This is a genomic window from Brevundimonas goettingensis (assembly GCF_017487405.1).
GTDB classification, from domain to species: Bacteria; Pseudomonadota; Alphaproteobacteria; order Caulobacterales; family Caulobacteraceae; genus Brevundimonas; species Brevundimonas goettingensis.
In genome coordinates, this window is the sequence record NZ_CP062222.1 from 2,141,528 (window position 1) to 2,166,634 (window position 25,107).

A 25,107-nucleotide genomic window follows, 5' to 3' on the forward strand; every position below is an offset into this window, starting at 1 on the left:
CGCCGAGCGGCGCGCGCGAGGCATAGGGACACTAAAATGGATCAGGCCGCGAAGAGGTCGTCGTCCAGACTACGCCGGGCCTTGTTGAGGCTCTGTTGCGCGGCTTGGTTAGCGGTCAGCGCCGACATGATGGCGCTGACGTTTTCGCGGCCGGGAGCCGGAGCGGCGTTGCGGGCCGTGTTCATCCCCGAAATGCGCTCGGCCAGGGCAGCCATGCGCAGCGCCCGGTCCTCATCGTCCGGCAAACCGTGCACGAGCGGATTGCGCAGGGCGGGCGGCGCGCGAACCGGCTCGGGCTCGGGTTCACGGATAAGCTCGGGCTCGCGCAGAACCGTCGGAGCCGGCCCCGACAGACCACGCGACTGGCGGGCGATCAGCACGTCCAGCTCCTGCTTGACCGCGCGGGCCTTGAGGATGCGGTCGTGCAGCATGTCGGCCTCGTCGCCCGCCGCGCTCAGGGCGCGGAGCGCGTTTTCGGCGCGGCCGGCGGCCTGATTCAGCTCGGTCACGGCGCCGGCGAAGGCCAGCTGGCCGGCGCGCAGGGCGGTCAGCTTCTTTTCCAGCCGGATGCCGTAGCCGATGGCGGCGACCAGCAGCAACATCAGGAAGGAGTCGAGGACGATGCCGATCATGAGCGTTTCACCCGGGTCAGGCTGCTCGCGACCTCGACGCTGATGGGCGCTTCGACACGAACGGCGATGTGCTGGCCCTTGCGGCCCATTCGGCCCGTCGTGACGGGAATCGGGCCGCAACGGATCGAGATGTCGCTATCCGGAGTCGCGTTCAGCATGAAGGTGTCGCCGACCTTCAGATTGAGCACGGTCGACAACGGCGCCTGCTGTTCGTCCAGAACCGCGCGGACCTCGGTGTCCGTGGTCCAGAGCTCGGTGGCCAGGTGGCCTTCCCAGATGTTGTCGCGGCCGAACTTCTCACCCATGAACTGCTGCAGCAGCATCTTGCGGATGGGCTCCAGCGTCGCATAGGGCAGCAGCAGCTCGACCCGGCCGCCGCGGTCTTCCATGTCGATGCGCAGCTTGACCAGGATGGCGGCGTTGGCCGGACGGGCGATGGCGGCGAAGCGCGGATTGGTCTCCAGACGGTCCAGGTTGAAATGGACGGGGGTCAGGGGCTCGAAGGCGGCCTGGGCGTCGGCCAGGATGACCTCGACCATCCGCTGGACCAGCACCCGCTCGATAGTGGTGTAGGGCCGGCCCTCGATGCGCAGGGCCGCCGTGCCCCGGCGCCCGCCCAGCAGCACGTCGACGATCGAATAGATAAGGTTGGAATCGACGGTCAGCAGACCGTAGTTGTCCAGCTCCTCGGCCCGGAACACCGCCAGAATGGCCGGCAGCGGGATGGAGTTCAGATAGTCGCCGAACCGGATCGACGAGATATTGTCCAGCGACACTTCGACGTTGTCGGAGGTGAAGTTGCGAAGCGAGGTCGTCATCAACCGCACGAGGCGGTCAAAGACGATCTCGAGCATCGGCAACCGCTCGTAGCTGACGAGCGCGGAGTTGATGATTGCGCGGATGCCGGTCCGTTCGGAACCGTCGTCGTCGCCGAGATCGAAGCCCAGCAGGCTGTCGATCTCGTCCTGATTCAGGACGCGTTCGGACGCCGCGCTGCGGAACTCGTCGCCCAGGCCGGCGTCTGCGAACTCGGTGTCGCTCATTACTGGATCAACATCTTTTCGATCAGTACCGCATCCACCTTGCCAGGGGCGGCGATCAGATTGACCCGGCGCAGGATCTCGGCGCGAAGTTGATAGCTGCCGGCCGAACCGGCCATGTCCTCGGGACGCAGCTCGCGCAGGAAGCCCTGAAACATGTCCTGCATCCGCGGCATCTGCTCCTGCAGGGTCGTGGCCAGGTCGGCGTCCTTCATCTCCAGCGTCAGCTTCAGCTGCATATGCGTCGGGCGACCGTCCTGCGACTGGATGTCCACCACCATGTCCGGCAGGGTCAGGAAGGTGACGCCGTCCGGCCCCTCGGCGATGACGCCCAGCGACGGATCGGCGGCGGCCTCGCCCTCCCCTTCCTTGGCCGCGCCGTGGCCGCCCTTCTTCTCTTCCTTTTTGCCGTGCCCCTCGGCCTTCTCCTCGCCGTGCCCGCCGGCGGCCTCGCCGTGCTCGCCCTCGGCGGCGGCGTCAGGCTTGGGCTGCAGCATGAAGAAGGCGCCGGCGCCGCCCCCGATCAGGACGAGGGCCGCGACCGGGGCGATGATGAACAGCAGGGGCAGCTTCTTCTTGGCGGGCGCGTCGCCATCGACCTCATGGCCGTGGGCCACGGCGATGTCGGTCGCCGTGTCTTCAGGCGGGCCTTTCTTCTTGCCAAGCTTCAACATGCGTCCGACGCCCCGGAATGATTCCAGCCTCCAGATGCAGCCAGTTTGGTTAACGCGACGTTGAAATCCGGCAAATCCTGCCGGGCGCCAGACGTGGAAAGCGGCTTAAAAGCCCGCCACGCCTGCATTAACCCTGTTGGCACGGTCGTTGCGTGGTCCCTTAACGAAGGAGCCCGCCCCGTGGAAAACGCCGCCTATATCGGACTGTCACGCCAGATGACGCTGCGCCGCGAGCTGGATATCGTGGCGAACAACATCGCCAACGCGAACACCACCGGTTTCAAGGTCGAGCAGCTGCTGGTCGGGACCGAGGTCGGCGCCCGCGCCCGCAACGACTCGATCAAGCCCGGCGCCAGCTTCGTTCTGGACAACGGCGTCGGCCGCGACTTCGGCCAGGGCGCCTTGCAGCAGACCGGCCGCGACCTGGACTTCGGCATCGAGGGCGAAGGCGCCTTCTTCACGGTCAACGACGGCACGACGGACGCCTATACCCGCGACGGCGCCTTCACCCTGGACCCTGAAGGCAAGCTGGTCACCAAGGCCGGACTGGCTGTTCAGGGCGATGGCGGCGACATCATCCTGGACCCCGCCAAGGGCGCGCCCGTCATCGGCGAGGACGGCACCATCAGCCAGAACGGCGCCCTCGTGGGCCGCCTGACCCTGGCCCGCTTCGACACCCTCGGCGCCCTGTCCAAGGACGGCGACGGCCTCTACCGCAATCGCTCCAACGCCACGCCGATCGACGCCACGGGCGCCAAGATTCGCCAGGGCTCGCTGGAGGCCTCCAACGTCAATCCCCTGATCGAGATCACCTCGATGATCGAGATCAGCCGCGCCTACGAACAGGCGACCAAGATGATCGATAACGTCAATGACCTGTCCAAGCGCGCCGTCGAGCGCCTTGGCCGGTCGAACTAGGAGGGCCGTTAGATGCGCGCTCTGAGAACCGCAGCCTCGGGCATGGCCGCCCAGCAGCTGAACGTGGAAGTCATTTCCAACAACATCGCGAACATGAACACCGTTGGCTACAAGCGCCAGCGGGCCGAGTTCCAGGACCTGATGTACCAGAACGTCGAGCGGATGGGCGCGCAGTCGTCCAGCGCCGGCACCGTGGTCCCGACGGGCATCCAGGTCGGCCTGGGCGTCAAGGCGGGCAGCGTCTACCGGATCACCGAACAGGGCACCCCGGGCCGCACCGACAACCAGTACGACGTCGCCATCGACGGCCACGGCTATTTCCAGGTCACCCTGCCCTCGGGCGAGATCGGATATACCCGCGCCGGCAACTTCTCGCTCAGCCCTGAAGGCACCATCGTCACCGAGGACGGCTATGCCGTCGAGCCGGCGATCACCATTCCCCAGAACGCGGTCGATGTGATCATCTCCAAGACCGGCGAGGTTTCGGCCAAGATCGACGGCCAGGTGGATCCGCAGGTCGTGGGCCAGCTTGAAATCGCCAACTTCTTCAACGAGGCGGGTCTGGAAGCCATCGGCGACAACCTGCTGATGGAAACCGCCGCATCGGGCCCGGCCAATGTCGCGGCGCCCGGCGAGCCCGGCTTCGGGCAACTTCTGCAGGGCTACACCGAAAGCTCCAACGTCGACGCCGTCAGCGAGATCAGCGCCCTGATCGTCGCCCAGCGCGCCTACGAAATGAACTCCAAGGTCATCTCGACCGCCGACGACATGATGTCGGTGACCTCCCAGGTGAAGAGCTAAGCCATGCGCATCGCCATCGCCCTCGTCCTCGCCTTCACCGCCACGCCTGCTCTGGCGGGACCGGTCACCCTCAAGGGCCAGCCGGTCGACGACGACGGCCGAGTTACCCTCGGCGAGATCTTCGACGGCGCGGGCACGGCCGCGAACGTGGTCGTCGGCACGCGCGCCGGCCCCTCGATCGTCTTCGAGGCGGGCCAGCTCCAGGGCCAGGCCCTGCGCGCCGGTCTGCAGTGGTCGAACCCGCAGGGTCTGAGCCGCGTCGTTGTCCGTCAGGGCTCGGCCTCGCCGGCCGTCCTGACCCCCGCCTCGACAGCGACGGCGGCTTCGGGCGCCTCGGCCACGGCGGGCCGCCCGGGCGCCACGGTCGACGTCCTGACCTATGCCCGCAACCTGAACACCGGCGACGTCATCCAGCCGGAAGACGTTATCTGGACGAGCCTTCAGGCCCACATGGCCCCCGCCGGCGGCCCGCAGGACGCTGATCGGGTCATCGGCCTCAGCGCCAAACGCCCGCTGCGCGCCGGGGCTCCGGTCGCCACGCGCGACCTGGCCTCGCCCCAGGTCATCGCCCGCAACGACATGGTCGAGGTCACCTATGACGTCGGCGGCGTGAAGCTGACCGTCACCGGCCGCGCCACCCGCAACGCCGCCGTCGGCGAGCCGGTCTCCGTGCTCAACACCACCTCCAACCGCACCATCGACGCGGTCGCCACCGGCCCCGGCCAGGCGGTCGTCGGCCCGGCCGCGCAAGCCGCCCGCGCCAATCCTCAACAGTTCGCCGCTCGCTAGGAGCCTCCCGCCATGCGTACCGTCCTGATCCTGTCCGTCGCCGCCGCTGCCCTGTCTCTGGGCGCCTGCTCCACCGCCGTCGAAGCCGTGCGCGGCCCCGAACTGGCCCCCATCGGCTACCCGGCCTCGCTGGTCCCGACCAGCCAGACCTATCAGCCCTCGCCGGCAGAGCAGGCCGCCCTGCGCGCCCGTCAGAACGGGGCCATGGCCGCCAGCGCCAACAGCCTGTGGCGCACGGGCGCCCGCACCTTCTTCGGCGACCAGCGCGCGCGCCGTGTCGGCGACATCCTGACGGTCTCGATCTCCATCGACGACAAGGCCCAGACCTCGAACTCGACCACCCGCGCGCGGTCGAACGACGCCTCGGGCGGGGTCAGCCACCTGTTCGGTCTGGAAAGCAGCCTCGGCCGGGCCCTGCCGGGCGCCTTCGACCCCTCGAACATGATCGGCATGTCGGGCGAGAGCAATTCGACGGGCTCCGGCGCCGTCAGCCGCTCGGAAAAGGTCGACCTGACCATCGCCGCCGTGGTCACCGAGGTGCTCTCCAACGGGAACCTCGTCATCCAGGGTCGGCAAGAAGTGCGCACCAACCGCGAGGTCCGCGAACTGACCGTCGCCGGCATCGTGCGCCCGGAAGATATTTCCTCGGCCAACACCATCAACCACACCCAGATCGCCGAGGCCCGTATCAGCTACGGCGGCCGCGGCGACATCAGCCGCGTCCAGGCCGCCCCTGCGGCCCAAGCCCTTGTCGAGCGCTTCAGTCCGTTCTGAGTGGCCTGACGCGCGGTCGCGCTGCTTGAGGCCGGTCTGGGTGAGGCTGACGCGCGGTCGTTACTTGAGGTCGGAATTGGAAAGGGGCCGTGCATCGCGCGGCCCCTTTTGTCTGTCAGGCCCGCGCCGGAGCCCGAGCCTCACGGTAGGCGACCATGAACGGCGCGACGAGGATGACGGTGGTCATGGCCAGGGCCAGCGACAGGATGATCAGAAGGCCTCCCGCGGCGATCAGTCCTGCCGGGCCTGCCGCGCCGCCCGTCATGCCGACGGTAATCGGCAGGGCGACGATCCCCAGCAGCAGCATGACGACAAAGGCCATGAAGCCCGCGATGATCGCCATACCGATCAGGGGCCAGAACAGACCGGCGGTCGCCGTCCATCCGGCCTTCAGGTCGATCCGTCCCTGGGCGAAAGCGGCGGGCGCCACCAGAACCAGACGCACCGACAGATACAGGCTCGCCAGCATCACCACGACCTCGACCAGCAGGGCCAGGCCGGCGCCGCCTGCCCCCCCGGCCAGGGTCCCCAGCATCTCACCGCCCTGGCTGACGAGCAGCGACACCAGGGTGACGATCACCTGGGCGCCGAAAACCCGCAGCTCATCGTGGCCCAGGCGAAGGAAGCCGAATCTGTCTCCACCCGACTGGCGCATGGCGCGATAGATGGCCGGCAAAAGGATGGCCTGCATCACGAGACTGACTGGGATCGTGGCCATCGCGGCATAGGAAAATCGGGCCGACATGGCGGCGGAGGGCTCGGTCGTGAAGCCGGACGCCAGAAGGCCGCGAAACTCGTCCGCCACGGGGGCGAGGATCGGCATGGCGATGAAGGCCATCCCCAGCACGGCGACCAGCGACACCAGCGCCCAGGCCAGGACCGCCATCGGATGATGACGGGTCACCCTGAAGCCCTCGAAGGCGGCTTCCGTTGCCGAAAAACTCATCCGTTCACTCCTGGGGCGACTCTCTACCGCCGCTCATAGCGCGGGGCCGGGACGACGTCGCCCTTCTTTCAAAGACTTGAGGTCCGCCAATCGCCAGGAGGCGGTCACGGCCTCACTGCCAGACCCCCAGAAGTTCGTGGGTTTCCAGCCGCCGATAGGCCGCGCCGAGGAAGGCGCTGGTCAATGGCCACTGGATCGCGACCAGCATCAGGATCGCCACAGCGCCCGCCGCCCGGCCGCCCAGAACGCCTGCCGCTACCAGTCCCAGCCAGATCAGGCCCGGAACCGCACAGGCCGCCAGCCCGGCCAGCAGCGGCAGGATGGCCCGGTTGGTCAAGCCCGTCGCCGTTAGCGAGACCATCTGTCCGCGTCCCACCGTCGCGGGGGCGTAGAGGCACAGCCGCACCGCGAACAGCACCGGCGCCCCCAGCACCACCAGGGTCACGCCCGACAGCAGGACCAGCTTCCACGCCGGACCGACGGCGGCCCAGTCGCGCGCCTTGACCGCCTCGGCGTTCAGGCCCGCCCCGCCGAACAGGGCCAGCGCCACCATCGCCAGAAGCGCCAGCATGATCGCCATGAACAGGGCGCACAGCAGGGTCGCCCCGGCCAGCCGCGCCTCGGGCTTGCCGAGCTGCAGGCCGCCCGGACGCAGGCCCGCGCGCCGCGCCGCCTCCAGATCCCCCGCCGTACCGATCCGCGTCGTCGCTCCGAAGGCCGCCAGCCCGGCGACCAGGGTCAGGGCCGACAGTAGCATCCCAGCCCCCTGCGGCAGGCGCAGCAGGACCCCCGCCAAAGCCAGTAAGGCCGTCAGGGCGAGCGCCGGACCGGCGCCCCGCGCCATCTCGCCCATCCGCCCCACCGCCTCGGTCAGGACCTCGATCAGATCCAGCCGTTTCGTTCCCGTCGGCGATTCCGCCATTTGTTCCCCCGTCTTCGCCGCCACCTTAGCGTCAGTCCCGTCTGTGCGGCCAGACGAATGCTGACGAACGTGCCCGGGCGCATTAGAAGGCCCGCCATGACTTCTTCCTCCGACATCCAGCCCATCCACGTCATCGGCGGCGGCCTCGCCGGCTCCGAGGCCACCTGGCAGATCGCCTCGGCGGGCGTGCCCGTCATCCTGCACGAGATGCGCGGCGTGCCCGGCGTGAAGACCGACGCCCACCACACCGACGGTCTGGCCGAGCTGGTCTGCTCCAACTCCTTCCGTTCGGACGACTGGGAGCATAACGCCGTCGGGCTGTTGCATCAGGAGATGCGCGAGCTCGGCTCGATCATCATGGCCAGCGCCCATGACCATCAGGTCCCCGCCGGCGGCGCCCTGGCCGTCGACCGCGACGGCTTCTCGCAAGCCGTCACCGCGAAGCTTGAGGCTCACCCTCTGGTCACCATCGAACGCGAGGAAATCGCGGGCCTGCCGCCGGAAGAATGGGACAGCGTCATCGTCGCCACCGGCCCCCTGACCTCCCCGGCTCTCGCCGAGGCGATCCTGAAGCTGACGGGCGAGGAAAGCCTCAGCTTCTTCGACGCCATCGCCCCCATCGTCCACGCCGACTCGATCGACTTCGACATCGCCTGGCGTCAGTCGCGCTACGACAAGGAAGGCCCGGGCGGAGACGCCGCCGCCTACGTCAACTGCCCGATGAACAAGGAACAGTACGACGCCTTCATCGACGCCCTGATCGACGGGCCCAAGGCCGAGTTCAAGGAGTGGGAGAACGTCCCCTATTTCGACGGCTGCCTGCCCATCGAGGTCATGGCCGAGCGTGGTCGCGAGACCCTGCGCCACGGCCCGATGAAACCGGTCGGCCTGACCAATCCGCGCGACCCGCTGGTCAAGGCCCACGCCATCGTCCAGCTGCGTCAGGACAATGCGCTCGGCACCCTGTTCAACATCGTCGGCTTCCAGACCAAGCTGAAGCACGGCGCACAGGCCGAGACCTTCCGCATGATCCCGGGCCTGCAGAACGCCCAGTTCGCGCGCCTCGGCGGCCTGCATCGCAACACCTATCTGAACTCGCCGCACCTTCTGGACCGCCAGCTGCGCATGAAGTCCATGCCGCGCCTGCGCTTCGCCGGTCAGGTCACGGGCGTCGAGGGCTATGTCGAAAGCGCCGCCACCGGCCTGCTGGCCGGCCGCCTCGCCGCCGCCGAACGCCTCGGCAAGGCGCTGGACGCCCCGGCCGCCCACACCGCCCTGGGCGCCTTGGTCGAGCACATCACCGGCGGCCATCTGGACGGCGCCAAGTTCCAGCCGATGAACATCAACTACGGCCTCCTCCCCCCGCTGGAAGCGCCCAAGGTCGATGAGGACGGCAAGAAAATCCCCCTCAAGGAACGCGGCCGCGCCAAGAAGCGGCTGATGAGCATCCGGGCGCTCGAGGCTCTCAAGGCCTGGCGGGACGCGGCCTGATCGATGGAGTTCGTCAAGATCGCCATCCGGCGGCGCATCAACGAGCTGTTCAACGACTATGAGCGCGGCGAGCGGCCCGCCCTGCGCCGCGCCGACGCCCTGTTCCCGACCGACTCCGTCGCCTGGCGGGTCAATGGCGACATCGTCACCATGATGATCGGCGGGGTCTCCGGCCTGCTGCTGCAGATGCTGCATCCGGCGGTGCTGGCTGGCGTCTGGGACCATTCCGACTTCCGCGCCGACATGCACGGACGCCTCAGGCGCACGGCCAAATTCATCGCCGTCACCACCTATGACCACGCCGCCGCCGGAAACGCCGCCATCGACAAGGTCAGGCGCATTCACGACAAGCTGGCCGGGACCCTGCCCGACGGCACGGCCTATCGCGTCAGCGACCCGGCCCTGCTGGCCTGGGTGCATGTGACCGAGACGATCAGCTTCCTCGACAGCTGGGTCCGCTATGCCGAGCCGACGATGTCGGCCGCCGATCAGGACGCCTATCTGGCCGAGATGGCGCGGATCGGCCGGGCCCTAGGCGCCGATCCCGTTCCGACAAACCGCGCCGATGCCGAGGCCCTGATCCAGTCGATGCGGCCCCAGCTGAAGGCCGACGCCCGCACGGTCGAGGTGGCGGCCCTGGTCATGCGCCAGAAGGTCGGCGGCGTCTTCGAGGACATCTCGGCCGATCTGATCATGCAGGCCGGCGCCGACCTGCTGCCCGACTGGGCGCGCGAGATGCACGGCCTGCCGAAAGCCTCACCTGTCGCGAAGGCCGGCGCCCGGACCATGCAGCGCACGCTCGACTGGACCTACACCGGCTCACCCAACCGTCAGGTCTGGCCGCCGGAAGTGCTAGTCTGGCCGACCGGGGCTCCTCGCTAGATCCGTCCCCTCAGGCTGGCCCACAGCAGCTTCAGCCGCTTCGTCCCCTCGCCCCGCTCGGCGCCCGACAGGGTCGCATGGGCGACCGCCGGGAAGGCTGCCGTGGGCAGGCCTTTCAGACCCGCATTGGCCGCGCCGCGCAGGGCCCTTGCTTCGTCGGCCCGGCCGACCTGGGTCAGGCCCCGGACGCGCCCGGCCTCCACCACGGCGGCGTCATGACCTTCGCCGGCCAGAATCCTCACCGCAGCCTGCATGGGCCCGACGTAGAAGGCGTCCAGGTCATGCGGTTCGCCATGAACCCGGCCGACATGGGCCTCGATCAGGGCGTCGAAGGCCGCGCGCCCCAGCGGCCTGCGTCCTGCGGCCGCCGTCAGGGCCTCCAGCACCGGATGGCCCTTCCTCGGCTCGCCCGCGAAGACCCCGTCCATCTGGTCGCGCCACCAGACATAGCGCATCTCGGCCAGCATCGGCTGTGTCACCCGCGTCGGAATGGTCAGCAACTCGGCCTCGAAGGCGTAAAACGCGATCAGGTCTGCCCGCGCCTGAAGATCGCCCACGAACCGGCTGGATAGCCAGCGGTCGGGATCGGCGGCCTTCACCTGGGCGTCGAGGTCGGTCTCGCTCATTCCGCCGTCATCGCCCGATCAGCCGAACAGCGGCTGCACGGCCAGATAGGTCAGCATCGGGATGCTGAGCAGGAGATTGACGCGGGTGGCCAGCATGGCGACGCGCGCCGCCTTGGCGCGGGTGTCCTCGTCAAGCTCGACGGCGCCCTGGCCGATGTTCAGCGCCCGCCTCTGGTTCGGCCAGATCACCACCCAGGTGTTCACGAACATGAGCAGAGCCAGCCAGGCGCCGACGCCCATCACCACATAGGCCTGATCACCGGCCTCGAAACCCTTGAAGAAGCCGAAGGTCAGGATTTTGGCCAGGTAGGTGCCCGCATGGGCGACCGCGGCGCAGGCCCCGAACAGGATCGTCGCCAGCGAGGCCCAGCGCACCCAGAACAGGGCCTCGGGCGTGATGTAGAGATTGACGATCTGCTTCTGCTCGGCCGGGATCTGAGACCAGACGCGGAACTGCACGAAGTTGAAGTAACAGAGCAAACCCAGCCACAGCAGTGCGGACACGGCCAGGCCCCAGTTCAAGACCACACGCAGGAACTCCCGGTCCAGACCGCGCGGCGTCACGAAGCCCGCGGCGGCCAGCAGCAGGGCCGCCAGGATCAGGCCGAGGATAAGGGTGGTGCGGAAATTGGTCAGCAGTCCGGCCATGTGTCAGCCCTCCCCGGGGTGATGAGTCTTCTGCCCTACATACATCTCCCTCTCCCGCGGGGAGAGGGAAAGATGATGTCGTCAGGGCCGGCTGGCCATGCCCAGCTTGATGGGCTTGGCGTCGTCGTTCAGCTCACCGCGCTTGACGCCCCACAGCAGGATGATCGGCGCCCCGACATAGATCGAGGAATAGGTGCCGACGATGATCCCGAACATCAGGGCGATGGAGAAGCCGCGCAGGGCCTCGCCGCCGAACACGGCCAGGGCCGCCAGAACCAGCACCGCGGTCACGCCGGTGATGATGGTCCGGGTCAGGGTCTCGTTCAGCGACAGGTCGATCACGTCGCGCAGCGGCATGGTCTTGTATTTGCGCAGGTTCTCGCGAAGGCGGTCGAAGACGACGACGGTGTCGTTCATCGAATAGCCGATGACGGTCAGGATGGCCGCGACCATGTTCAGGCTGAACTCGAGGCGCAGCACGACGATCAGGCCGAAGGTCAGGATCACGTCGTGCAGCAGGCCGGCGACGGCGCCGAAGCCGAACTGCGGCTCGAACCGGAACCAGATATAGGCGAACATCAGCACGATGGCGCAGCCCAGGGCCAGCAGGCCCGAGGTGAACAGCTCGCCCGACACCTTGGAGCCGACGACGCTGACGCCCGAATAGGTCACCTGGCCGGTGGCGGCGGTGATCGCGCCTTCGACCTCGTTGACGACCGTGGTCTGGTCCTTGCCCTCAGGCACCTGGAACCGGACGATGGCGGTGGAGCCGTCGTTCACATTGGTGTCCAGACGCGCGATCCCCTGGACCCCGACGTCGCCGAGGTTCAGGCCGGCGACCGATTCACGCACCTTCTCCAGCTCGATCACCTGGCCGGCCGGCTTGGACACTTCCAGCGACGCGCCGCCCCGGAAGTCGATGCCCATGTTCAGGCCGGGCACGAAGCAGCCCACGATGGAGGCCACGCACAGCACGATCGACAGGACGGCGGCATAGCGCGCGTATTTGACGAAATGCAGATTGGTCTTCTGCGGAAGGACCTTGATCAGGGGCCACCAGGTCATCGGACAGTCTCCGCGTCGGCGATCGGCAGTTTCTTGGGCTTGGCCACCTTGAGCCAGTAGCCGAGCAGCACCTGGGCGACGAGCACCGAGGAGAAGACCGAGGTGAACACCCCGATGGTCAGGGTCCAGGCGAAGCCTCGCACCGGGCCGGCGCCGAAGATGAACATGATGGCCGCGGCCACCAGGGTCGTCAGGTTGGCGTCGATGATGGTGCCCATGGCCTTGTTGAAGCCGGCGTCCATGGAGGCGATCACCGACCGGCCCGCCCGGGCCTCGTCACGCATCCGCTCATAGATCAGCACATTGGCGTCGACGGCCACGGCGAAGGTCAGCACCAGACCCGCGATCCCGGGCAGGGTCAGCGACGCCTGGGTCAGGGACATGGCGGCGATGATCAGCAGACCGTTCAGGATCAAGCCGACCACCGACACGCCGCCGAACAGGAAGCCATAGGCGCCCAGCATGAAGACCACGATGATGATGAAGCCGATGATCGTTGAAATGCCGCCCTTCTGAACCGCGTCCGCGCCCAGTTCGGCGGTGACCGTCCGGCGTTCCTCGACCTTCAGCGGAGCCGGCAGGGCGCCGCCGTTCAGCAGGTTGACCATCTCGGACGCTTCCTGGATCGAGAACCGCCCCTGGATGATGCCCGAGCCGTTCGGGATGGTGGAGTTGATCCGCGGGGCCGAGATCACCTTGCCGTCCAGGATGATGGCGAAGCGTTTGCCGATGTTCTCGCTCGACGTCGCCGAGGCGAACCGCTGGGCGCCGACGCCGTCGAAGCGGAAGCCGATGGCGGTCTGGCCGTTCTGGTCGGTGGTCACATCGGCGTGCGTCAGTTGTTCGCCGGACACCAGCACGCGGCGCTTGATCAGCAGAGGGGTGACGCCGTCCTCGTCCATCATCAGCACGGCGTCAGGCGGCACGGCGCCGGCCAGGGCCTGCTGCACCGAATTCTCGCTGTCGACCATCTGGAAGGTCAGTTGGGCCGTCTGGCCGATGACGCGTTCCAGGGCGGCCGGGTCGCTCTCGCCCGGAGCCTGAACCACGATGCGGTTCGAGCCCTGGCGGGTGATGGAGGGTTCCTTGGTGCCCAGGCTGTCGATCCGGCGGCGAACCACCTCGATCGACTGGTCCACGGCGCTGGCGCCCATGCTGTCCATGGCCTGCTGGGTGAAGGCGAAACGCAGGCGGCCATTGCCCTCGCGGGTCACGGCGCGTTCGACCACGCCCTGCTGGTTCGCCCCGCCGACGAGGCGGCGCAACGCCTGATAGGCGGTCTCGGTCTGGCCTGGATCGGCCAGGGTGATGACCACCCCGCCCTCTTCACGCTGGGTGGCGTTCACATTGACGCCGGCGTCGCGCATGGTGACGCGAACGTCTTCAGCCAGGTTGTCGACCCGCTTGGCGCGCATCGCCGGCACATCGACTTCCAGCAGCAGGTACGAACCGCCCTGCAGGTCGAGACCCAGGTTCAGCGCGTTCTTCGGGACAAAGCCCGGCAGCTTGGCGCGCTGCTCGGGGCTCAGGACGTTCGGGAACGCCAGCAAAAGCCCGAACACGAGCGACAATGCGAGAAGAACGATCTTCCAGCGCGAAAGCTGAATCATGGGAATCGACTATCCGTTTCGGCGACGCGAGGCGATCAGCCCTTGGAGATGGCTTTGGTGTCGTTCGCCGCGATGGCGGTGCGGTTGCGCACTTCGGCGATCATGCCCTTCACGACGCGGATGTTGACGCTCGGCGCGATCTCGACGTTGACCTCGGCGTCTTCGACGCGGGTCACCTTGCCGATCACGCCCGACGACAGGACGACGGTGTCGCCGCGCTTCACGGCGGCGATCAGGGCGGCGTGTTCCTTGGCCTTCTTCTGCTGCGGACGGATCAGCAGGAAGTAGAACATCACGAAGATCGCGACGAACGGCAGGAAGGTCACGACCTGGGCCATGATACCGCCGGCTTCACCAGTAGGCATGTTTCGTATTCCCCGACACGGGCTGGCCTCGGTCGGGCGCCCTTTGAAAATGAGGCGCGGAACCTAGGGCCGACGCCCAGACATTGCAACGCGACGTTTCGGCCAAAGCCTCACGCCTGCGTCAGCGCGGCAACACCGTGAGCGGATCGATGGCCACCGGCTCGTCGCCCTGCATGTGCCGGGTCTCGAAATGCATCGACGGACGGCCGTCGCCGGCGGTCAGGCCGACCGTGCCGATCTGCTGCCCCGCGCGCACGTCGGCGCCGTCCTCGACCGTCGCCGAACCCAGGTGGCCATAGACGGTGCGCCAGCCGTCGCGGTGGACGATCAGGACCGTCAGCCCCTGCCCTGCCAGGGCGTCGCCGACATAGGCCACCCGTCCCGAGGCCGAGGCCACGACGGGCGCGCCGGCCGAGGCGCCGATGTTCACGCCGTTGTTGCGCTCGCCCATGCCCACGGGGCCGAAACGCCGCACGATATCCCCACGCACCGGCCACTGAAGACCGATGCTCCCCGCGACCGGGGCCGAGGGAGTCGTGGTCTGGGCGGGGGGACGGATCGGACCTGTCGCGGGCGCAACCGGCGCCGGGATGACCGGCGACCGCGCGGGCGGCAGGGCGGCGTTGCCGGCCGGTGGGGTCGGCGGCGGCGGCACGGCGCCGGAATGCGGCACGGTCACCCCCACCGGCGCCGGGCCGGTGGCGTAGGGATCGCGGCCAGTGTCGACGGCGTTCTCCGGCAGGACAATGTTCTGGCCGCTGGTGATCGAGCCTCGCGGCCCAAGGCCGTTCAGGTCGATCAGGGTCTGGACCGGGGTCTGGAACCGCCGGCCGACGCCGGAAATCGTGTCGCCCGGCTGGATCACATAGGCCGCCGCCCCCGCAACGGCAGGCGCGCGGGGCGTTCCGGGCGGGTTGTAGCTGGGCGGGCTGTAGGCGGGCTCGGGTTGGCTGGACGAGGGATAGTTGGGGCTGGATGTCGCCGGCCGTCCGCTGATGGCCGGGCCGCCGTTCAGCGAACTGGTCGTCGCCGCGGGCGGCAGGCCGCCGCCGTCGATGCTCTCGATCGGCGCCCGCGCGGGCGGCGGCGCCTCATTGGTCACGACCGCGCCCGGGTAGGGCTGGCCCGGCTGGCCCGGATAGACCGGTGCGTTCGGGTAGGGATTGGGGCTCGCCGGGACATTGGCCACGGCGTGCGGCGTGTCGGCGCGGGTCGAATAGCGGGGCTCGGTCGGATAGCTCGCACACGCGGCCACGCTCAAGGCCGCGCCCGCGACGATCAGACCCTTGGCCCAGCCGCTCATTCCGCTCATCGCGCTCTCCTGAAAATCTCGCCTGAAATCAGGGTTCGAATCCCGATCCAGATGTGCCCCGCCGTTCACCATAAGCCAAGCCGCCAAACCCGGCGAAAGTGGGGAGCGAAGGTTAATGGCGCACAGGATTGAAGACGACGTCCACGGTGACCCGCCGGTTCAACGGCTCCGCAACCTCATCGGCTGACGGACGAACCAGCTGGGTTTCGCCATATCCCTCAACTCGCAAGTCATCCCAAATCATGCCCTGGCGGACGAGGGCTCGGGCTACAGCCTGCGCCCTGAGTTCGCTAAGCGCCAGATTGTCTTCAGGCGTCCCGATCGTATCGGTATGGCCCCGCACAAAAATCCGACAGGCGCCGGGAGCGCATCCGAACGTCCCGAGTCTCAGTCGATACTCGCCCTCCCGCGTGACTTCGGATTGACCGGGCTCAAAGGAGATCCATGGCCGATAAGGTTCGGTGATCGTAACGCGGGGCGGCGTTGGCGGCGGTGCGCCGGGGACATATGGCGCTGTGGGGGCGAAGGGCTCCGGTGGGGGGCGATAGTCGATGTCGACGGTGACCCTGCGGTTCAATGGTTCGTCGGCGGCTCCGGGACGATAGCGTGCCTGCCGGGTATCGCCTCTTGTCTGGATGGAGATGATCCACGGCGAGACCCCGAGGCGCATCAGCTCCAGCATCATCTCGCGAGCGCGCCAGAGGTCCAACTGCTCGTCGGCGTAGGTTGCCGCTTCCAGCCCGTCCTCATGCGCCGTGATCACGATCCGCGACGGCGCTTGAGCCGCGTAGGCCGCCACCTCGCGCGCGACACGATAGCCTGTGGCGGAGAGGTGCGTTTCCCCGCTGGCGAAATAGTCGACGTATTCGTGCGCTGTCGTCGGAAAGGCCGCCAGCAGGGCGATCACGGCGGCGGCGATGCTCAGCGTGCGCTTTCCCATGACGCAACTATCCGACGAACCGCCCTCCCCGTCACCCCTCCTTGGCCGTCCCCTCGACGAGCGGCACGAACCGCACCTCGCGCAGGCTTTCGCGGTGGAAGCTGCCGTCGGGCTGGCCGGTGTAGCGGTGCAGCATCTGGACCGAGGTCTTGCCCACAGGCGCCACCAGAATCCCGCCCGGCTTCAGCTGCTTGAGCAGTTCGGTCGGCTCCGTCGGCGAGGCGGCCGTGACCATGATCCGGTCGAACGGGGCCTGCGTCGCCCACCCCAGTCCGCCGTCAGAGTGCTGGGTGATGACGTTGTCGATCTCGAGCTGGCGCAGCTTGGCCTCGGCCTCGAGCAGCAGGCTGCGGTAGCGTTCGACGGTATAGACATACCGCGCCAGCCGGCTCAGCACCGCGCACTGGTAGCCGCTGCCGGTGCCGATCTCCAGCACCCGGTGGCGGGGCTGAACATCCAGCGCCTGGGTCATCAGGCCGACGATATAGGGCTGGGAGATCGTCTGGGCGCAGTCGATCGGCAGCGCCTGGTCCTCCCAGGCCTGATCGAGGAATTTCTCGTGCACGAAGACGGCGCGGTCGATGGATTCCATCGCCCCCAGCACACGCGCGTCCGTTACCCCCTGTTGACGCAGGCTCAGGATCAGTCGGCCGGCGCGGTCGTCCTTCAGGTTCATTCGGCGGCCAGCACCTTCGGCGGAACCCCGCCCAGCACGCCCTTCAGGTCGTTGACGCTGGCCTTGTGGGTCAGGTCGATGTGCAGCGGCGTGACCGAGATCTTCCCGTCGTCCATGGCCCGCAGGTCGGTGCCCGGCGCGTGATCCTGTTTCGCGCCCCGGAAGCTCATCCAGTAGTAGTCGCGGCCGCGCAGATCGGTTCTCTTGACCGGATGCATCTCGCCGATCTGGCGAAAGCCCTGGACGGTGACCTCGACCTCGGTCACCTGCTCCGGCGGACGCGCCGGGAAGTTCAGGTTCATCACCACGCCGGGCCGCCACTCCTGCGCCAGTAGGGTCGAGATGATCGCCGGGGCGAAGGCCTCGCAGGTCTCCCAGTGGGCCGTCACCTCATCATGGAACCGGTCCAGCGACTGGGACAGGGCGATGGAGCGCACGCCGTAGGCCATGCCCTGAAGCGCCCCCGCCACGGTGCCGGAGTAGGAGCAGTCCTCGCCGACATTGTGCCCCCGGTTGACGCCGGACAGCACCAGGTCGGGCTTTTCGTCCATCAGGTCGAAGGCCAGGACGACGCAGTCGGTCGGGGTGCCCGTCACCGAGAACCGCTTGTCGCCCAGACGGTTGACGCGCAGGGGCTCGGTCAGGGTGATGCCCCGCCCCTTGCCCGACTGCTCCGTCGCGGGCGCCACGATCCAGACGTCGTCGGTGAACGTCCGCGCGATCCGCTCCAGAGCCGCCAGCCCTTCGGCTTCGATCCCGTCGTCGTTGGTCAGCAGTATCCTCATCCGCCGCGCAGCACCCGGACGCTGTCGGCCGCGATGACATAGTCGCCGCGGCATTCATTGGTGATGCGCGATCCCTCGTAACCCAGCGAGGTCGGGGAATCGCGGTCGGCCCAGGCCACGGCCTTGCCGGTGAAGGTGACCTTCTGGCCCGAGATGTCGGCCGACGACCGTTGCAGGTCGCGCGGCAGGGCGCCCGAGACGCAGGGGCGCGAGAACGGCAAGGCCAGCGAGCGCTGCTCGGAGTAGAGTTCGAACTCCCCGCCCGTCACCTTGACCCAGCCGGTGAAGCTGGTCGCGGTCGGGTCGATTGCGTTCGAGGACTGGGCGGTGGCGGCCCCGGCGAAAACAGAGGCGGCGATCAGGGCGGCGGTGATGGCGATGCGGCTCATGGCTTACACTCCAACATGGGTCAGGCCCCCCATATAGGGCTGCAGGGCGGCCGGGACAGCGATGCGGCCGTCCTCGTCCTGATAGTTCTCCATGATGGCGACAAGAGTGCGACCGACGGCCAGACCCGAGCCGTTCAGCGTATGGACGAACTCGGTCTTCTTCTCGCCCGCGCGCTTAAACCGGGCGTCCATGCGCCGCGCCTGGAAGTCCCCGCAGTTGGAGCAGGAGCTGATCTCGCGATAGGTGTCCTGCGACGGCAGCCAGACCTCGAGGTCATAGGTCTTGCGGGCCGTGAAGCCCATGTCGCCCTTGCACAGCAAGACCTTGCGATAGGGTAGCTCCAGCTTCTGCAGCACCGCCTCGGCGCAGCCGGTCATCCGCTCGTGCTCGGCGTCCGAGTCCTCCGGCCGGCTGATGGAGACCATCTCGACCTTGGTGAACTGGTGCTGGCGGATCAGGCCGCGCGTATCGCGCCCCGCCGACCCCGCCTCGGCCCGGAAACAGGGCGTCAGCGCCGTCAGACGCATAGGCGTGGCGATTTCCGCCTCGTCGAGGATCTGCTCGCGCACGAGATTGGTCAGGGAGACTTCGGCGGTGGGGATGAGGTAGCGATCCGAGAGCCCTTCATCCTTGATCTTCGTCCCGTCCGGCATGACCCACTCAAGGTCCGTGCCCGGAATCTTGAACAAATCTTCTTCAAACTTGGGAAGCTGGCCGGTGCCAAACATGGCTCCACGCCGAACCATAAAAGGCGGGTTCACTTCCAGATAGCCGTGCTGGTCCGTCTGCATATCCAGCATGAACTGGCCGACGGCGCGTTCCAGCCGGGCCAGCTGCCCCTTGAGCACGGCGAAGCGCGCGCCCGACATGCGGGCGGCGGCCTCGAAGTCCAGCAGGCCGAGAGCTTCGCCGAGGTCGGCGTGGTCCTTCTTCGGCCCGTTGCGGCGCGGCTCGCCCCACTTCGAGACCTCGACGTTGTCGGCCTCATCCTCGCCGTCGGGCACGCCGTCGGCGGCCAGGTTCTGCTCGCGGGCCAGGATGTCACGCAGCTTTGCGCCCACGTCCTTCTCGGTCTGTTCGAAGCCGGCGATGTCGGCCTTCAGGGTCTCGACCTCGGCCTTCAGCCGGTCGACCTCGGCCATGTCCTTGCGGCCCATGGCGGCGCCGATCAGCTTCGAAGCCGCATTGCGCTTGGCCAGCGCCTCCTGCCCGGCCGTCTGGGCGGCGCGCAGCTCGACGTCCAGCTTCAGGATCTCGGCGACGATCTCCGCGGCATTGTCCACGCCGCGCGACGACCAGCCGGCCACATAGGCGTCCGGATTGTCGCGAAGGGCTCGGATATCATGCATGGCGGCGTCGTTTCAGCTTCGGCGTTTCAGAAGGCGTACGCCTTACCGCCCCCGACGGAGTCGGGCAAACAGGATCGATCCTCCCCGTTCGATCCTCCCCGTTCGCCTCTTGGCGAATGGGGAGGGGGACCGCGAGGCGGTGGAGGGGCCAAGCGCACCCGGCGCCCCGTCGCCACAATCCTTGATTGCATTCGTGAACAGCTTTAGGCTGCAACAATGCCGCCCGAACCGATCACCTACCGGCGAGCTGCCTTCATGCGTCGGCATCTGACGCAGCCCGAGGCGCGCCTTTGGGCTGCTCTCAAGGGCCAGAAGGTTCAGGGCCTCAAGTTCCGACGCCAGCATCCCGTCGGCCGGTACATCCTCGACTTCTACTGCGCCTCCGCGAAGCTGGGCATCGAAATCGACGGTGCCGTCCACGACGATCCGGACCAGATGGCGCACGACCAACGCAGGACGGCTTGGTTGGCCGAGCAGGGCATTCGACTGATCCGCTTTCCGGCGGCATCGGTGCGGAACAATCTGGATGGGGTGGTCGCCGGGATATTGGCGGAAGTGGGCGGGCGCTGATCCAAGAGCCTCATGCGCTCAGCCCCTCCACCGCTTCGCGGTCCCCCTCCCCGCTGCGCGGGGAGGATCGCACGCAACCGGCCTCTTCTCGCAACGTTAACCGCATCCCTTCATGCTGAAGGTCTAGCGTCGCGTCCGCCTCAACACATATCGGTCCCATGGCCCCTCGTCGTCAGACCCCGCGCAATGACACGCTCGAAGCCGCCCTGGCGCGGGTCTTCGACGACCGCAACACCAAGGCCAGCTGGTTCGCCCTGACCGGGGGCGAGCCCCTGTTCACGGCCGGCGAAGAGGCCGACAGCCTGTATCTGCTGCGCTCGGGCCGGCTCGGCGTCTTCCGCCGCGAGGAAGGCCAGCCGCCCTATTTCGTCGGTGTCGTCCGCCCGGGCGAGCCTGTCGGTGAAATGGCCCTGATCGCCGGAACCACCCATACCGCCGACGTGGTGGCGCTTCGCGATTCCGAGATCCTGGCCCTGCCGCGCGAGGCCTTCTTCGAGGCCGTGAAGACCCAGCCCGATGTCATGATCGAGCTGTCACGGCTGATGCTGCACCGGGCCCGTGAGCGCACGACCGGGGCGACGGAGCCCAGCGTCTTCGGCTTCATCTCCGCCCGCCCCCGCCCGATCCGCGCCTTCGTCGAACGCATCGCCGCCGCCATCGAGGCGCAAGGCCTGACCTGCCAGGTCATCGACCATTCGGCCCTGTCCTCCGCCTCGGAATGGTTCTCGCGCGTCGAGGACAGCCATGACTACGTCCTCTATGTCGCCGAACAGGACGAGCCCAACTGGGCCTCGCTCTGCGCCCGTCAGGTCGACCGGCTGTTCGTCGTCGGCAACGCCCTGACCGCCCCGCCGCGCGCCCTGCCCTGGCGCGGGGACGGCGATCTTGCCAATGGAGGGGGCGGCGGACACCAGTTCACCGACCTGATCCTGCTGCGCGATCCGCGTATGCCGAGTCCGGCCAACACCGCCGTCTGGCTCGATGCGCTCGAGCCCGGCCGCTGGTTCCACGCCACCGAGGGCGACGCCGCCGACGCCGAACGCATGGCCCGTGTCGTGACCGGGACCTCCGTGGGCCTCGTCCTGTCGGGCGGCGGCGCGCGCGCCTATGCCCATATCGGCGTGGTCCGGGCCCTGCATGAGGCCGGCGTCACCCTCGACTTCCTCGGCGGCTCCTCCATGGGGGCCGTGGTCGCGGCCGGACCGGCGCTCGGATGGAGCGACGACGAGCTGGACGCCCGCATCCGCAAGGCCTTCGTCAAGTCGGACCCCCTGTCCGACCTCGCCCTGCCCATCGTCGCCATGACCCGGGCGCGCAAGGTCGCGGGCCTGCTGCAGGACGCCTATGGCGAGATCGACATCGCCGACATGCCCCTGCCCTTCTTCGCGGTCTCGTCCAATCTGACGACCGGCCGGATCGAGGTGCACCGTCGCGGCCTGCTGCGCCGGGCCATGCGCGCCTCCATCGCCATTCCGGGCGTCATGCCGCCCGTGGTCATCAACGGCCAGGTCCTGGTCGACGGCGCCGTGATCAAGAATTTCCCCACCGACGTCATGCGTCAACTGAACGCCGGCCCCATCGTCGGCTCGGACATGTCCCAGACGCGCGGCGTCGATCCTTCGGGGCTCGAGAACCCGCCGTCCTGGTGGAAATGGATTCTGTCCGGCGCATGGAAGTCAGGCCCACCGATCGTCTCGATCCTGATGCGCTCGGCGACCATCACCACCGACGCCGAGCTGGAGCGGTCGCGTGAGGATACCGACCTGCTGATCCTGCCGCGCCCGACCGGGGCCGATATTCGCGACTGGAAGATCTACGACCCTGTGGTCGCCTCGGGCCATGCGGCGGCGGCGGCGGCCCTGGCGACGCTGGACGGGCCGGTTCCGACCCTGCGCAAGCGCCGCGCGGCCGCCCTGGCCGGAGACGAGGCCGCGCCCGAGCCCGAAGCCGCGCCGGCGCCTGCGCCGTCCCCCGCCCGCTTCCTGGGCGGCAGGCGCGCCAAACCGGCCAAGGTCTAGGACCCGGCCGGACAGGCCCTCGCAGAGGGTTCGTCACTCAACGATGTCGGGGATTTCGCGGCGCGTCCATCGGGACGCTGGAGCGATGGTACCACCTCTCAGGCTTGAACTGAGGACCTCCGGTTCCACAAACCGGCGCTCTAACCAACTGAGCTAAGGTGGCGCATCGAAGCGGCGAACCGCGCGAGGGGCGTTCTCTAGCGGCGGTCCGCGCGCCGATCAAGCGCCCAATGCGTCGATCCACACCAACCGCGCAAAGAAAAACGCCCCGGAGTTTCCTCCGGGGCGTCTGACCTGGGTTTCGTCTCGCCTTAGTCGGGCAGGCGGAACGAGGTGGCGAACCGCACCTTGCCGCCGGTGGCGACCCCGTCGACCGAGCGGGGCGACAGGCGGGCGCGGCGAGCCGCGGAGAGAGCCGCAGCGCCGAAGCCGGCGCCCGCAGGCGTTTCCGAGGTGACCGTGCAGGCGCTGACCGAACCGTTAGCGTTCACGGTGCACTCCAGCTCGACCCGGCCGCTCTCGATACCGCGCGACAGGGCGCGTTCCGGGAACTCGGGGCGCGGTTGCGCCGCCCAGCTCGGGTTCGAGATCACCGGAGGCCGGGCCGGGGCCGGCGGAGCCGGGGGCGGAGGCGGTCCGGGGACGATAACCGGAGGACCCGAATACTCGACGCGGTCTTCCTTCTTCGTCGGCTCGATCGGCAGGGTGATCGGCGGCGGCGGCGCGTTGGGCACCACGACCGGCGGGCGGACCTGCAGCTTCGGCGGCGGCGGGGTGTCCGGCGGAGGCGGAGGCGGAGGCGGCGGCGGCGGAGGCGGCGGCGGAATCAGATCCACCTTCACTGCGTCGTCGTTATATTCGATCACCTTGTTCTCGAACTTGGTCCGCTGAACCCAGAGGATCAGGGCCACGAAGAGAAGGCAGACCACGATCAGCGCGATCAGCCAGACGACCGGATTGGCCTTCTTGCGGGGCGCGTCGTAGCGACTGCGATGATACTCAACGGGTGTATCTGTCATGTGATGTCCCGTCCTACTCAGCTTTGTCTTCGCCGACGAGCGCGACGCTGTAGAAGCCCGCGTCCTGGAGCGAGTTCATGGCGTGCATGAAATCGCCGTAGCGGGTCTGCTGGTCGGCCCGGATGAAGATCCGTTCCTTGGTGGGATCCCGACGGCCGATCTGGCTGTTCAGGTCCGCACCCAGAGTGTCAAAGCTCGACTCGCCGTCGCCGATGTAGACCCGGCCGTCGATGGTGATCGAGATGAACACCGGCTTGGGCGGATTTTCACCAGGCGGCACTTGGGAAAGCGGAAGTTTCACCTCCACCGACACGGTGGCGACCGAAGACGCCACCATGAAGATGATCAGCAGGACGAGCATGATATCAACGAAAGGCGTAACGTTGATGTCTGCGTTCTGCTCGACGTGATACTTACCGCCGCCCGGTCCTCCGAGTTTGGCGGCCATCCGTCTTACGCTCCCTTGTCGAGCTGACGCGAGACGGCGTTCAGCAGTTCAGCGGCGAAGCCGTCCGAACGGGTGCCGTAGGCCGAGATGCGGGTGTTGAAGTAGTTGTACATGACGACGGCCGGGATAGCGGCGAAGAGGCCGATACCGGTGGCGAGCAGGGCTTCAGCGATACCCGGAGCAACCGAGGCCAGGTTGGTGGTGTTCGACTGAACGATACCGATGAAGGAGTTCATGATGCCGTAAACGGTGCCGAACAGACCGACGAACGGGCCGATGGAGCCGGTCGAGGCGAGGAACTGCTGACCACCCGAGAGACGCGAGGCCAGACCGGCTTGCACGGCCGAGACGGCGTGTTGGGCGCGGGCCAGAGCCGAGTCACGGTGATCGCCGGTGACCGAGAGGCCAGCTTGACGCGACAGCTGGATTTCTTCGGTGGCGGCGGCGGCCATGTCCGCCAGCGGGTTGCCTTCGTAGGCCTCGTCCGTCGCGACCTTATGCATGTCGGCGATGGTGCGGGCGCCGCGGAACTCTTCCAGGAAGCGGTCCGTCTTGCGGTTCAGGCTGCCGAACTCGATCAGCTTGATGATCAGCAGGGTCCAGGAGAAGACCGACGCCAGCAGCAGGCCGATCATGACGACCTTAACGACCGGGGTCGCTTCCATGAACATGGAGATCGGGGTGATGTTGCCGTGCGAGGACGAGGCCTCTTCGGCGGCGGGTTCAGCGGCCGGAGCCGGAGCCGGGGCGGCGGCGGGAGCCGCGGCGGCCGGAGCAGCAGCGGCAGGGGCCGCGGTGTCCTGCGCCAGAACCGGCGAGCTCGCCATAAGGACGGCAGCGCCGGCCATGGCGAGGAGGATGTTGGTTTTCTTCAGCATGTGTCGCCAGTTCCTGCTTTTCGGTCTGAGCTCTTGGACCCTGGAGCCAGCCGCGTGATGCGACCGCCCCTCCACAAATTCGGTTATGTTCCGCCGCAAGGCCGGAATGGCCGACGGCGGAACGCCTTCTATCGCACCTGGTTGCCCCTAGGGGAACCTTCACGTGACGAATGACCGTCGGACGCATGTCCTCGGGACGCTCGTTCGCTAACGCTTAAGAAAGGCGTCAAGCGTCTTTGGCGAACCGTTATCAGAGCGTCAAGGGCGCATTGGCGCTTTTCGCTCGTGAAGCGAACGCGACGTGCAAAACCCATATGCAGTGGGCGAAAGAGACATTTTGATGATGCCCGCAAGGCATCGTCCCATGCGCCCCGAACATGCCTCACGGCGATATTCGAATCCCGACAGAAACCGGTGGCAGCGGGCCGAGAGGTTAACAACCGGAGGGAAGCCGAGGGAGTGATGGTGCCTGGGGGCGGATTCGAACCACCGACACGCGGATTTTCAATCCGCTGCTCTACCAACTGAGCTACCCAGGC

General features: G+C 67.7%; 27 protein-coding genes and 2 tRNA genes. 8 read left to right on the forward strand and 21 right to left on the reverse strand.

Annotation, left to right across the window (positions count from 1 at the left end; genetic code table 11):
- Nucleotides 1-41 precede the first annotated feature (41 nt).
- The 3 genes from IFJ75_RS10650 to IFJ75_RS10660 are packed head-to-tail and all read right to left on the reverse strand — an operon-like array spanning nucleotide 42 to nucleotide 2,346.
- Nucleotides 42-632 carry a DUF6468 domain-containing protein gene (locus IFJ75_RS10650; protein WP_207868013.1) on the reverse strand — a complete coding sequence of 197 codons (591 nt, stop codon included), beginning with the start codon at nucleotides 630-632 and terminating at the stop codon, nucleotides 42-44.
- Nucleotides 629-1,675, reverse strand: a complete 1,047-nt coding sequence (gene fliM / locus IFJ75_RS10655) for a flagellar motor switch protein FliM (protein ID WP_207868015.1) — start codon at nucleotides 1,673-1,675, stop codon at nucleotides 629-631. Before fliM ends, IFJ75_RS10650 begins: the two co-directional genes overlap by 4 nt.
- Nucleotides 1,675-2,346 (reverse strand): flagellar basal body-associated FliL family protein, encoded by a 672-nt coding sequence (locus IFJ75_RS10660; protein ID WP_207868017.1) that lies wholly within the window; start codon nucleotides 2,344-2,346, stop codon nucleotides 1,675-1,677. The genes fliM and IFJ75_RS10660 overlap by 1 nt, the downstream gene beginning before the upstream one ends.
- A 180-nt stretch (nucleotides 2,347-2,526) precedes the next feature.
- Between IFJ75_RS10660 and flgF the strand changes: the two genes are divergently transcribed.
- The 4 genes from flgF to flgH are packed head-to-tail and all read left to right on the forward strand — an operon-like array spanning nucleotide 2,527 to nucleotide 5,628.
- Nucleotides 2,527-3,264 carry a flagellar basal-body rod protein FlgF gene (flgF, locus tag IFJ75_RS10665; RefSeq protein WP_207868018.1) on the forward strand — a complete coding sequence of 246 codons (738 nt, stop codon included), beginning with the start codon at nucleotides 2,527-2,529 and terminating at the stop codon, nucleotides 3,262-3,264.
- A gap of 12 nt (nucleotides 3,265-3,276) precedes the next feature.
- Nucleotides 3,277-4,065 carry a flagellar basal-body rod protein FlgG gene (gene flgG, locus IFJ75_RS10670; RefSeq protein ID WP_207868020.1) on the forward strand — a complete coding sequence of 263 codons (789 nt, stop codon included), beginning with the start codon at nucleotides 3,277-3,279 and terminating at the stop codon, nucleotides 4,063-4,065.
- A gap of 3 nt (nucleotides 4,066-4,068) precedes the next feature.
- Nucleotides 4,069-4,854 carry a flagellar basal body P-ring formation chaperone FlgA gene (gene flgA / locus IFJ75_RS10675; RefSeq protein ID WP_207868022.1) on the forward strand — a complete coding sequence of 262 codons (786 nt, stop codon included), beginning with the start codon at nucleotides 4,069-4,071 and terminating at the stop codon, nucleotides 4,852-4,854.
- 12 nt (nucleotides 4,855-4,866) lie between these two features.
- Nucleotides 4,867-5,628, forward strand: coding sequence for a flagellar basal body L-ring protein FlgH (gene flgH / locus IFJ75_RS10680; protein WP_207868023.1), 762 nt, complete (start codon nucleotides 4,867-4,869; stop codon nucleotides 5,626-5,628).
- Nucleotides 5,629-5,743: 115 nt separating this feature from the next.
- Here flgH and IFJ75_RS10685 read toward each other — a convergent pair whose 3' ends face one another.
- Entirely contained in the window at nucleotides 5,744-6,574 is an 831-nt protein-coding gene (locus IFJ75_RS10685; protein ID WP_207868025.1) for a hypothetical protein, read from the reverse strand.
- Between the two features lie 112 nt (nucleotides 6,575-6,686).
- Nucleotides 6,687-7,496, reverse strand: a complete 810-nt coding sequence (locus tag IFJ75_RS10690) for a hypothetical protein (protein ID WP_207868027.1) — start codon at nucleotides 7,494-7,496, stop codon at nucleotides 6,687-6,689.
- A 96-nt stretch (nucleotides 7,497-7,592) separates the two neighbouring features.
- On the opposite strand from IFJ75_RS10690, the gene trmFO reads away from it, so the two are divergent.
- Complete coding sequence (gene trmFO / locus IFJ75_RS10695; protein ID WP_207868029.1) at nucleotides 7,593-8,987, forward strand: methylenetetrahydrofolate--tRNA-(uracil(54)-C(5))-methyltransferase (FADH(2)-oxidizing) TrmFO; 1,395 nt, start codon at nucleotides 7,593-7,595, stop codon at nucleotides 8,985-8,987.
- A gap of 3 nt (nucleotides 8,988-8,990) precedes the next feature.
- Nucleotides 8,991-9,869: an oxygenase MpaB family protein gene (locus tag IFJ75_RS10700; RefSeq protein WP_207868031.1), complete on the forward strand. Its 879-nt coding sequence runs from the start codon at nucleotides 8,991-8,993 to the stop codon at nucleotides 9,867-9,869.
- Here IFJ75_RS10700 and IFJ75_RS10705 read toward each other — a convergent pair.
- The 11 genes from IFJ75_RS10705 to serS form a co-directional block, all read right to left on the reverse strand.
- A complete protein-coding gene (locus IFJ75_RS10705) occupies nucleotides 9,866-10,495 on the reverse strand; it encodes a squalene/phytoene synthase family protein (protein ID WP_207868033.1) in 630 nt (209 codons plus the stop codon). The two genes, IFJ75_RS10700 and IFJ75_RS10705, sit on opposite strands and share 4 nt — an antisense overlap.
- 18 nt (nucleotides 10,496-10,513) lie before the next feature.
- Nucleotides 10,514-11,143 carry a hypothetical protein gene (locus tag IFJ75_RS10710; protein WP_207868034.1) on the reverse strand — a complete coding sequence of 210 codons (630 nt, stop codon included), beginning with the start codon at nucleotides 11,141-11,143 and terminating at the stop codon, nucleotides 10,514-10,516.
- 81 nt (nucleotides 11,144-11,224) lie between these two features.
- On the reverse strand, nucleotides 11,225-12,208 hold the full coding sequence (secF, locus tag IFJ75_RS10715) for a protein translocase subunit SecF (RefSeq protein ID WP_207868036.1): 984 nt from the start codon (nucleotides 12,206-12,208) through the stop codon (nucleotides 11,225-11,227).
- Nucleotides 12,205-13,818, reverse strand: a complete 1,614-nt coding sequence (secD, locus tag IFJ75_RS10720; RefSeq protein ID WP_207868038.1) for a protein translocase subunit SecD — start codon at nucleotides 13,816-13,818, stop codon at nucleotides 12,205-12,207. The genes secF and secD overlap by 4 nt, the downstream gene beginning before the upstream one ends.
- Before the next feature lie 35 nt (nucleotides 13,819-13,853).
- Entirely contained in the window at nucleotides 13,854-14,183 is a 330-nt protein-coding gene (gene yajC / locus IFJ75_RS10725; RefSeq protein WP_225896778.1) for a preprotein translocase subunit YajC, read from the reverse strand.
- 121 nt (nucleotides 14,184-14,304) lie between these two features.
- Nucleotides 14,305-15,495, reverse strand: a complete 1,191-nt coding sequence (locus tag IFJ75_RS10730; protein WP_225896779.1) for a peptidoglycan DD-metalloendopeptidase family protein — start codon at nucleotides 15,493-15,495, stop codon at nucleotides 14,305-14,307.
- Nucleotides 15,496-15,607: 112 nt separating this feature from the next.
- The gene (locus IFJ75_RS10735) at nucleotides 15,608-16,435 is read right to left on the reverse strand and encodes an OmpA family protein (protein WP_207868040.1); all 828 of its coding nucleotides are present in this window, start codon (nucleotides 16,433-16,435) and stop codon (nucleotides 15,608-15,610) included.
- A gap of 31 nt (nucleotides 16,436-16,466) precedes the next feature.
- Nucleotides 16,467-17,111, reverse strand: coding sequence for a protein-L-isoaspartate(D-aspartate) O-methyltransferase (locus IFJ75_RS10740; protein WP_207868042.1), 645 nt, complete (start codon nucleotides 17,109-17,111; stop codon nucleotides 16,467-16,469).
- Nucleotides 17,108-17,896 carry a 5'/3'-nucleotidase SurE gene (gene surE / locus IFJ75_RS10745; protein ID WP_207868044.1) on the reverse strand — a complete coding sequence of 263 codons (789 nt, stop codon included), beginning with the start codon at nucleotides 17,894-17,896 and terminating at the stop codon, nucleotides 17,108-17,110. The genes IFJ75_RS10740 and surE overlap by 4 nt, the downstream gene beginning before the upstream one ends.
- A complete protein-coding gene (locus IFJ75_RS10750; protein ID WP_207868046.1) occupies nucleotides 17,893-18,285 on the reverse strand; it encodes a hypothetical protein in 393 nt (130 codons plus the stop codon). The genes surE and IFJ75_RS10750 overlap by 4 nt, the downstream gene beginning before the upstream one ends.
- A gap of 3 nt (nucleotides 18,286-18,288) precedes the next feature.
- Nucleotides 18,289-19,635: a serine--tRNA ligase gene (gene serS, locus IFJ75_RS10755; RefSeq protein ID WP_207868048.1), complete on the reverse strand. Its 1,347-nt coding sequence runs from the start codon at nucleotides 19,633-19,635 to the stop codon at nucleotides 18,289-18,291.
- A gap of 216 nt (nucleotides 19,636-19,851) precedes the next feature.
- Between serS and IFJ75_RS10760 the strand changes: the two genes are divergently transcribed.
- Nucleotides 19,852-20,205, forward strand: coding sequence for an endonuclease domain-containing protein (locus IFJ75_RS10760; RefSeq protein ID WP_207868050.1), 354 nt, complete (start codon nucleotides 19,852-19,854; stop codon nucleotides 20,203-20,205).
- 158 nt (nucleotides 20,206-20,363) lie between these two features.
- Nucleotides 20,364-22,223: a patatin-like phospholipase family protein gene (locus tag IFJ75_RS10765; protein WP_207868052.1), complete on the forward strand. Its 1,860-nt coding sequence runs from the start codon at nucleotides 20,364-20,366 to the stop codon at nucleotides 22,221-22,223.
- An 86-nt stretch (nucleotides 22,224-22,309) separates the two neighbouring features.
- On the opposite strand, the gene IFJ75_RS10770 is transcribed toward IFJ75_RS10765, so the two are convergent.
- The 5 genes from IFJ75_RS10770 to IFJ75_RS10790 all read right to left on the reverse strand — a co-directional run bounded on the left by IFJ75_RS10770 (nucleotide 22,310) and on the right by IFJ75_RS10790 (nucleotide 25,107).
- Nucleotides 22,310-22,386: transfer RNA gene (locus IFJ75_RS10770), tRNA-His, on the reverse strand.
- A 148-nt stretch (nucleotides 22,387-22,534) separates the two neighbouring features.
- Nucleotides 22,535-23,242, reverse strand: coding sequence for a TonB family protein (locus IFJ75_RS19960; protein WP_207868053.1), 708 nt, complete (start codon nucleotides 23,240-23,242; stop codon nucleotides 22,535-22,537).
- Between the two features lie 13 nt (nucleotides 23,243-23,255).
- Nucleotides 23,256-23,690 carry a biopolymer transporter ExbD gene (locus IFJ75_RS10780; protein ID WP_207868055.1) on the reverse strand — a complete coding sequence of 145 codons (435 nt, stop codon included), beginning with the start codon at nucleotides 23,688-23,690 and terminating at the stop codon, nucleotides 23,256-23,258.
- A 5-nt stretch (nucleotides 23,691-23,695) separates the two neighbouring features.
- Nucleotides 23,696-24,568: a MotA/TolQ/ExbB proton channel family protein gene (locus IFJ75_RS10785; RefSeq protein ID WP_207868057.1), complete on the reverse strand. Its 873-nt coding sequence runs from the start codon at nucleotides 24,566-24,568 to the stop codon at nucleotides 23,696-23,698.
- A gap of 463 nt (nucleotides 24,569-25,031) precedes the next feature.
- A tRNA-Phe gene (locus IFJ75_RS10790) sits at nucleotides 25,032-25,107 on the reverse strand.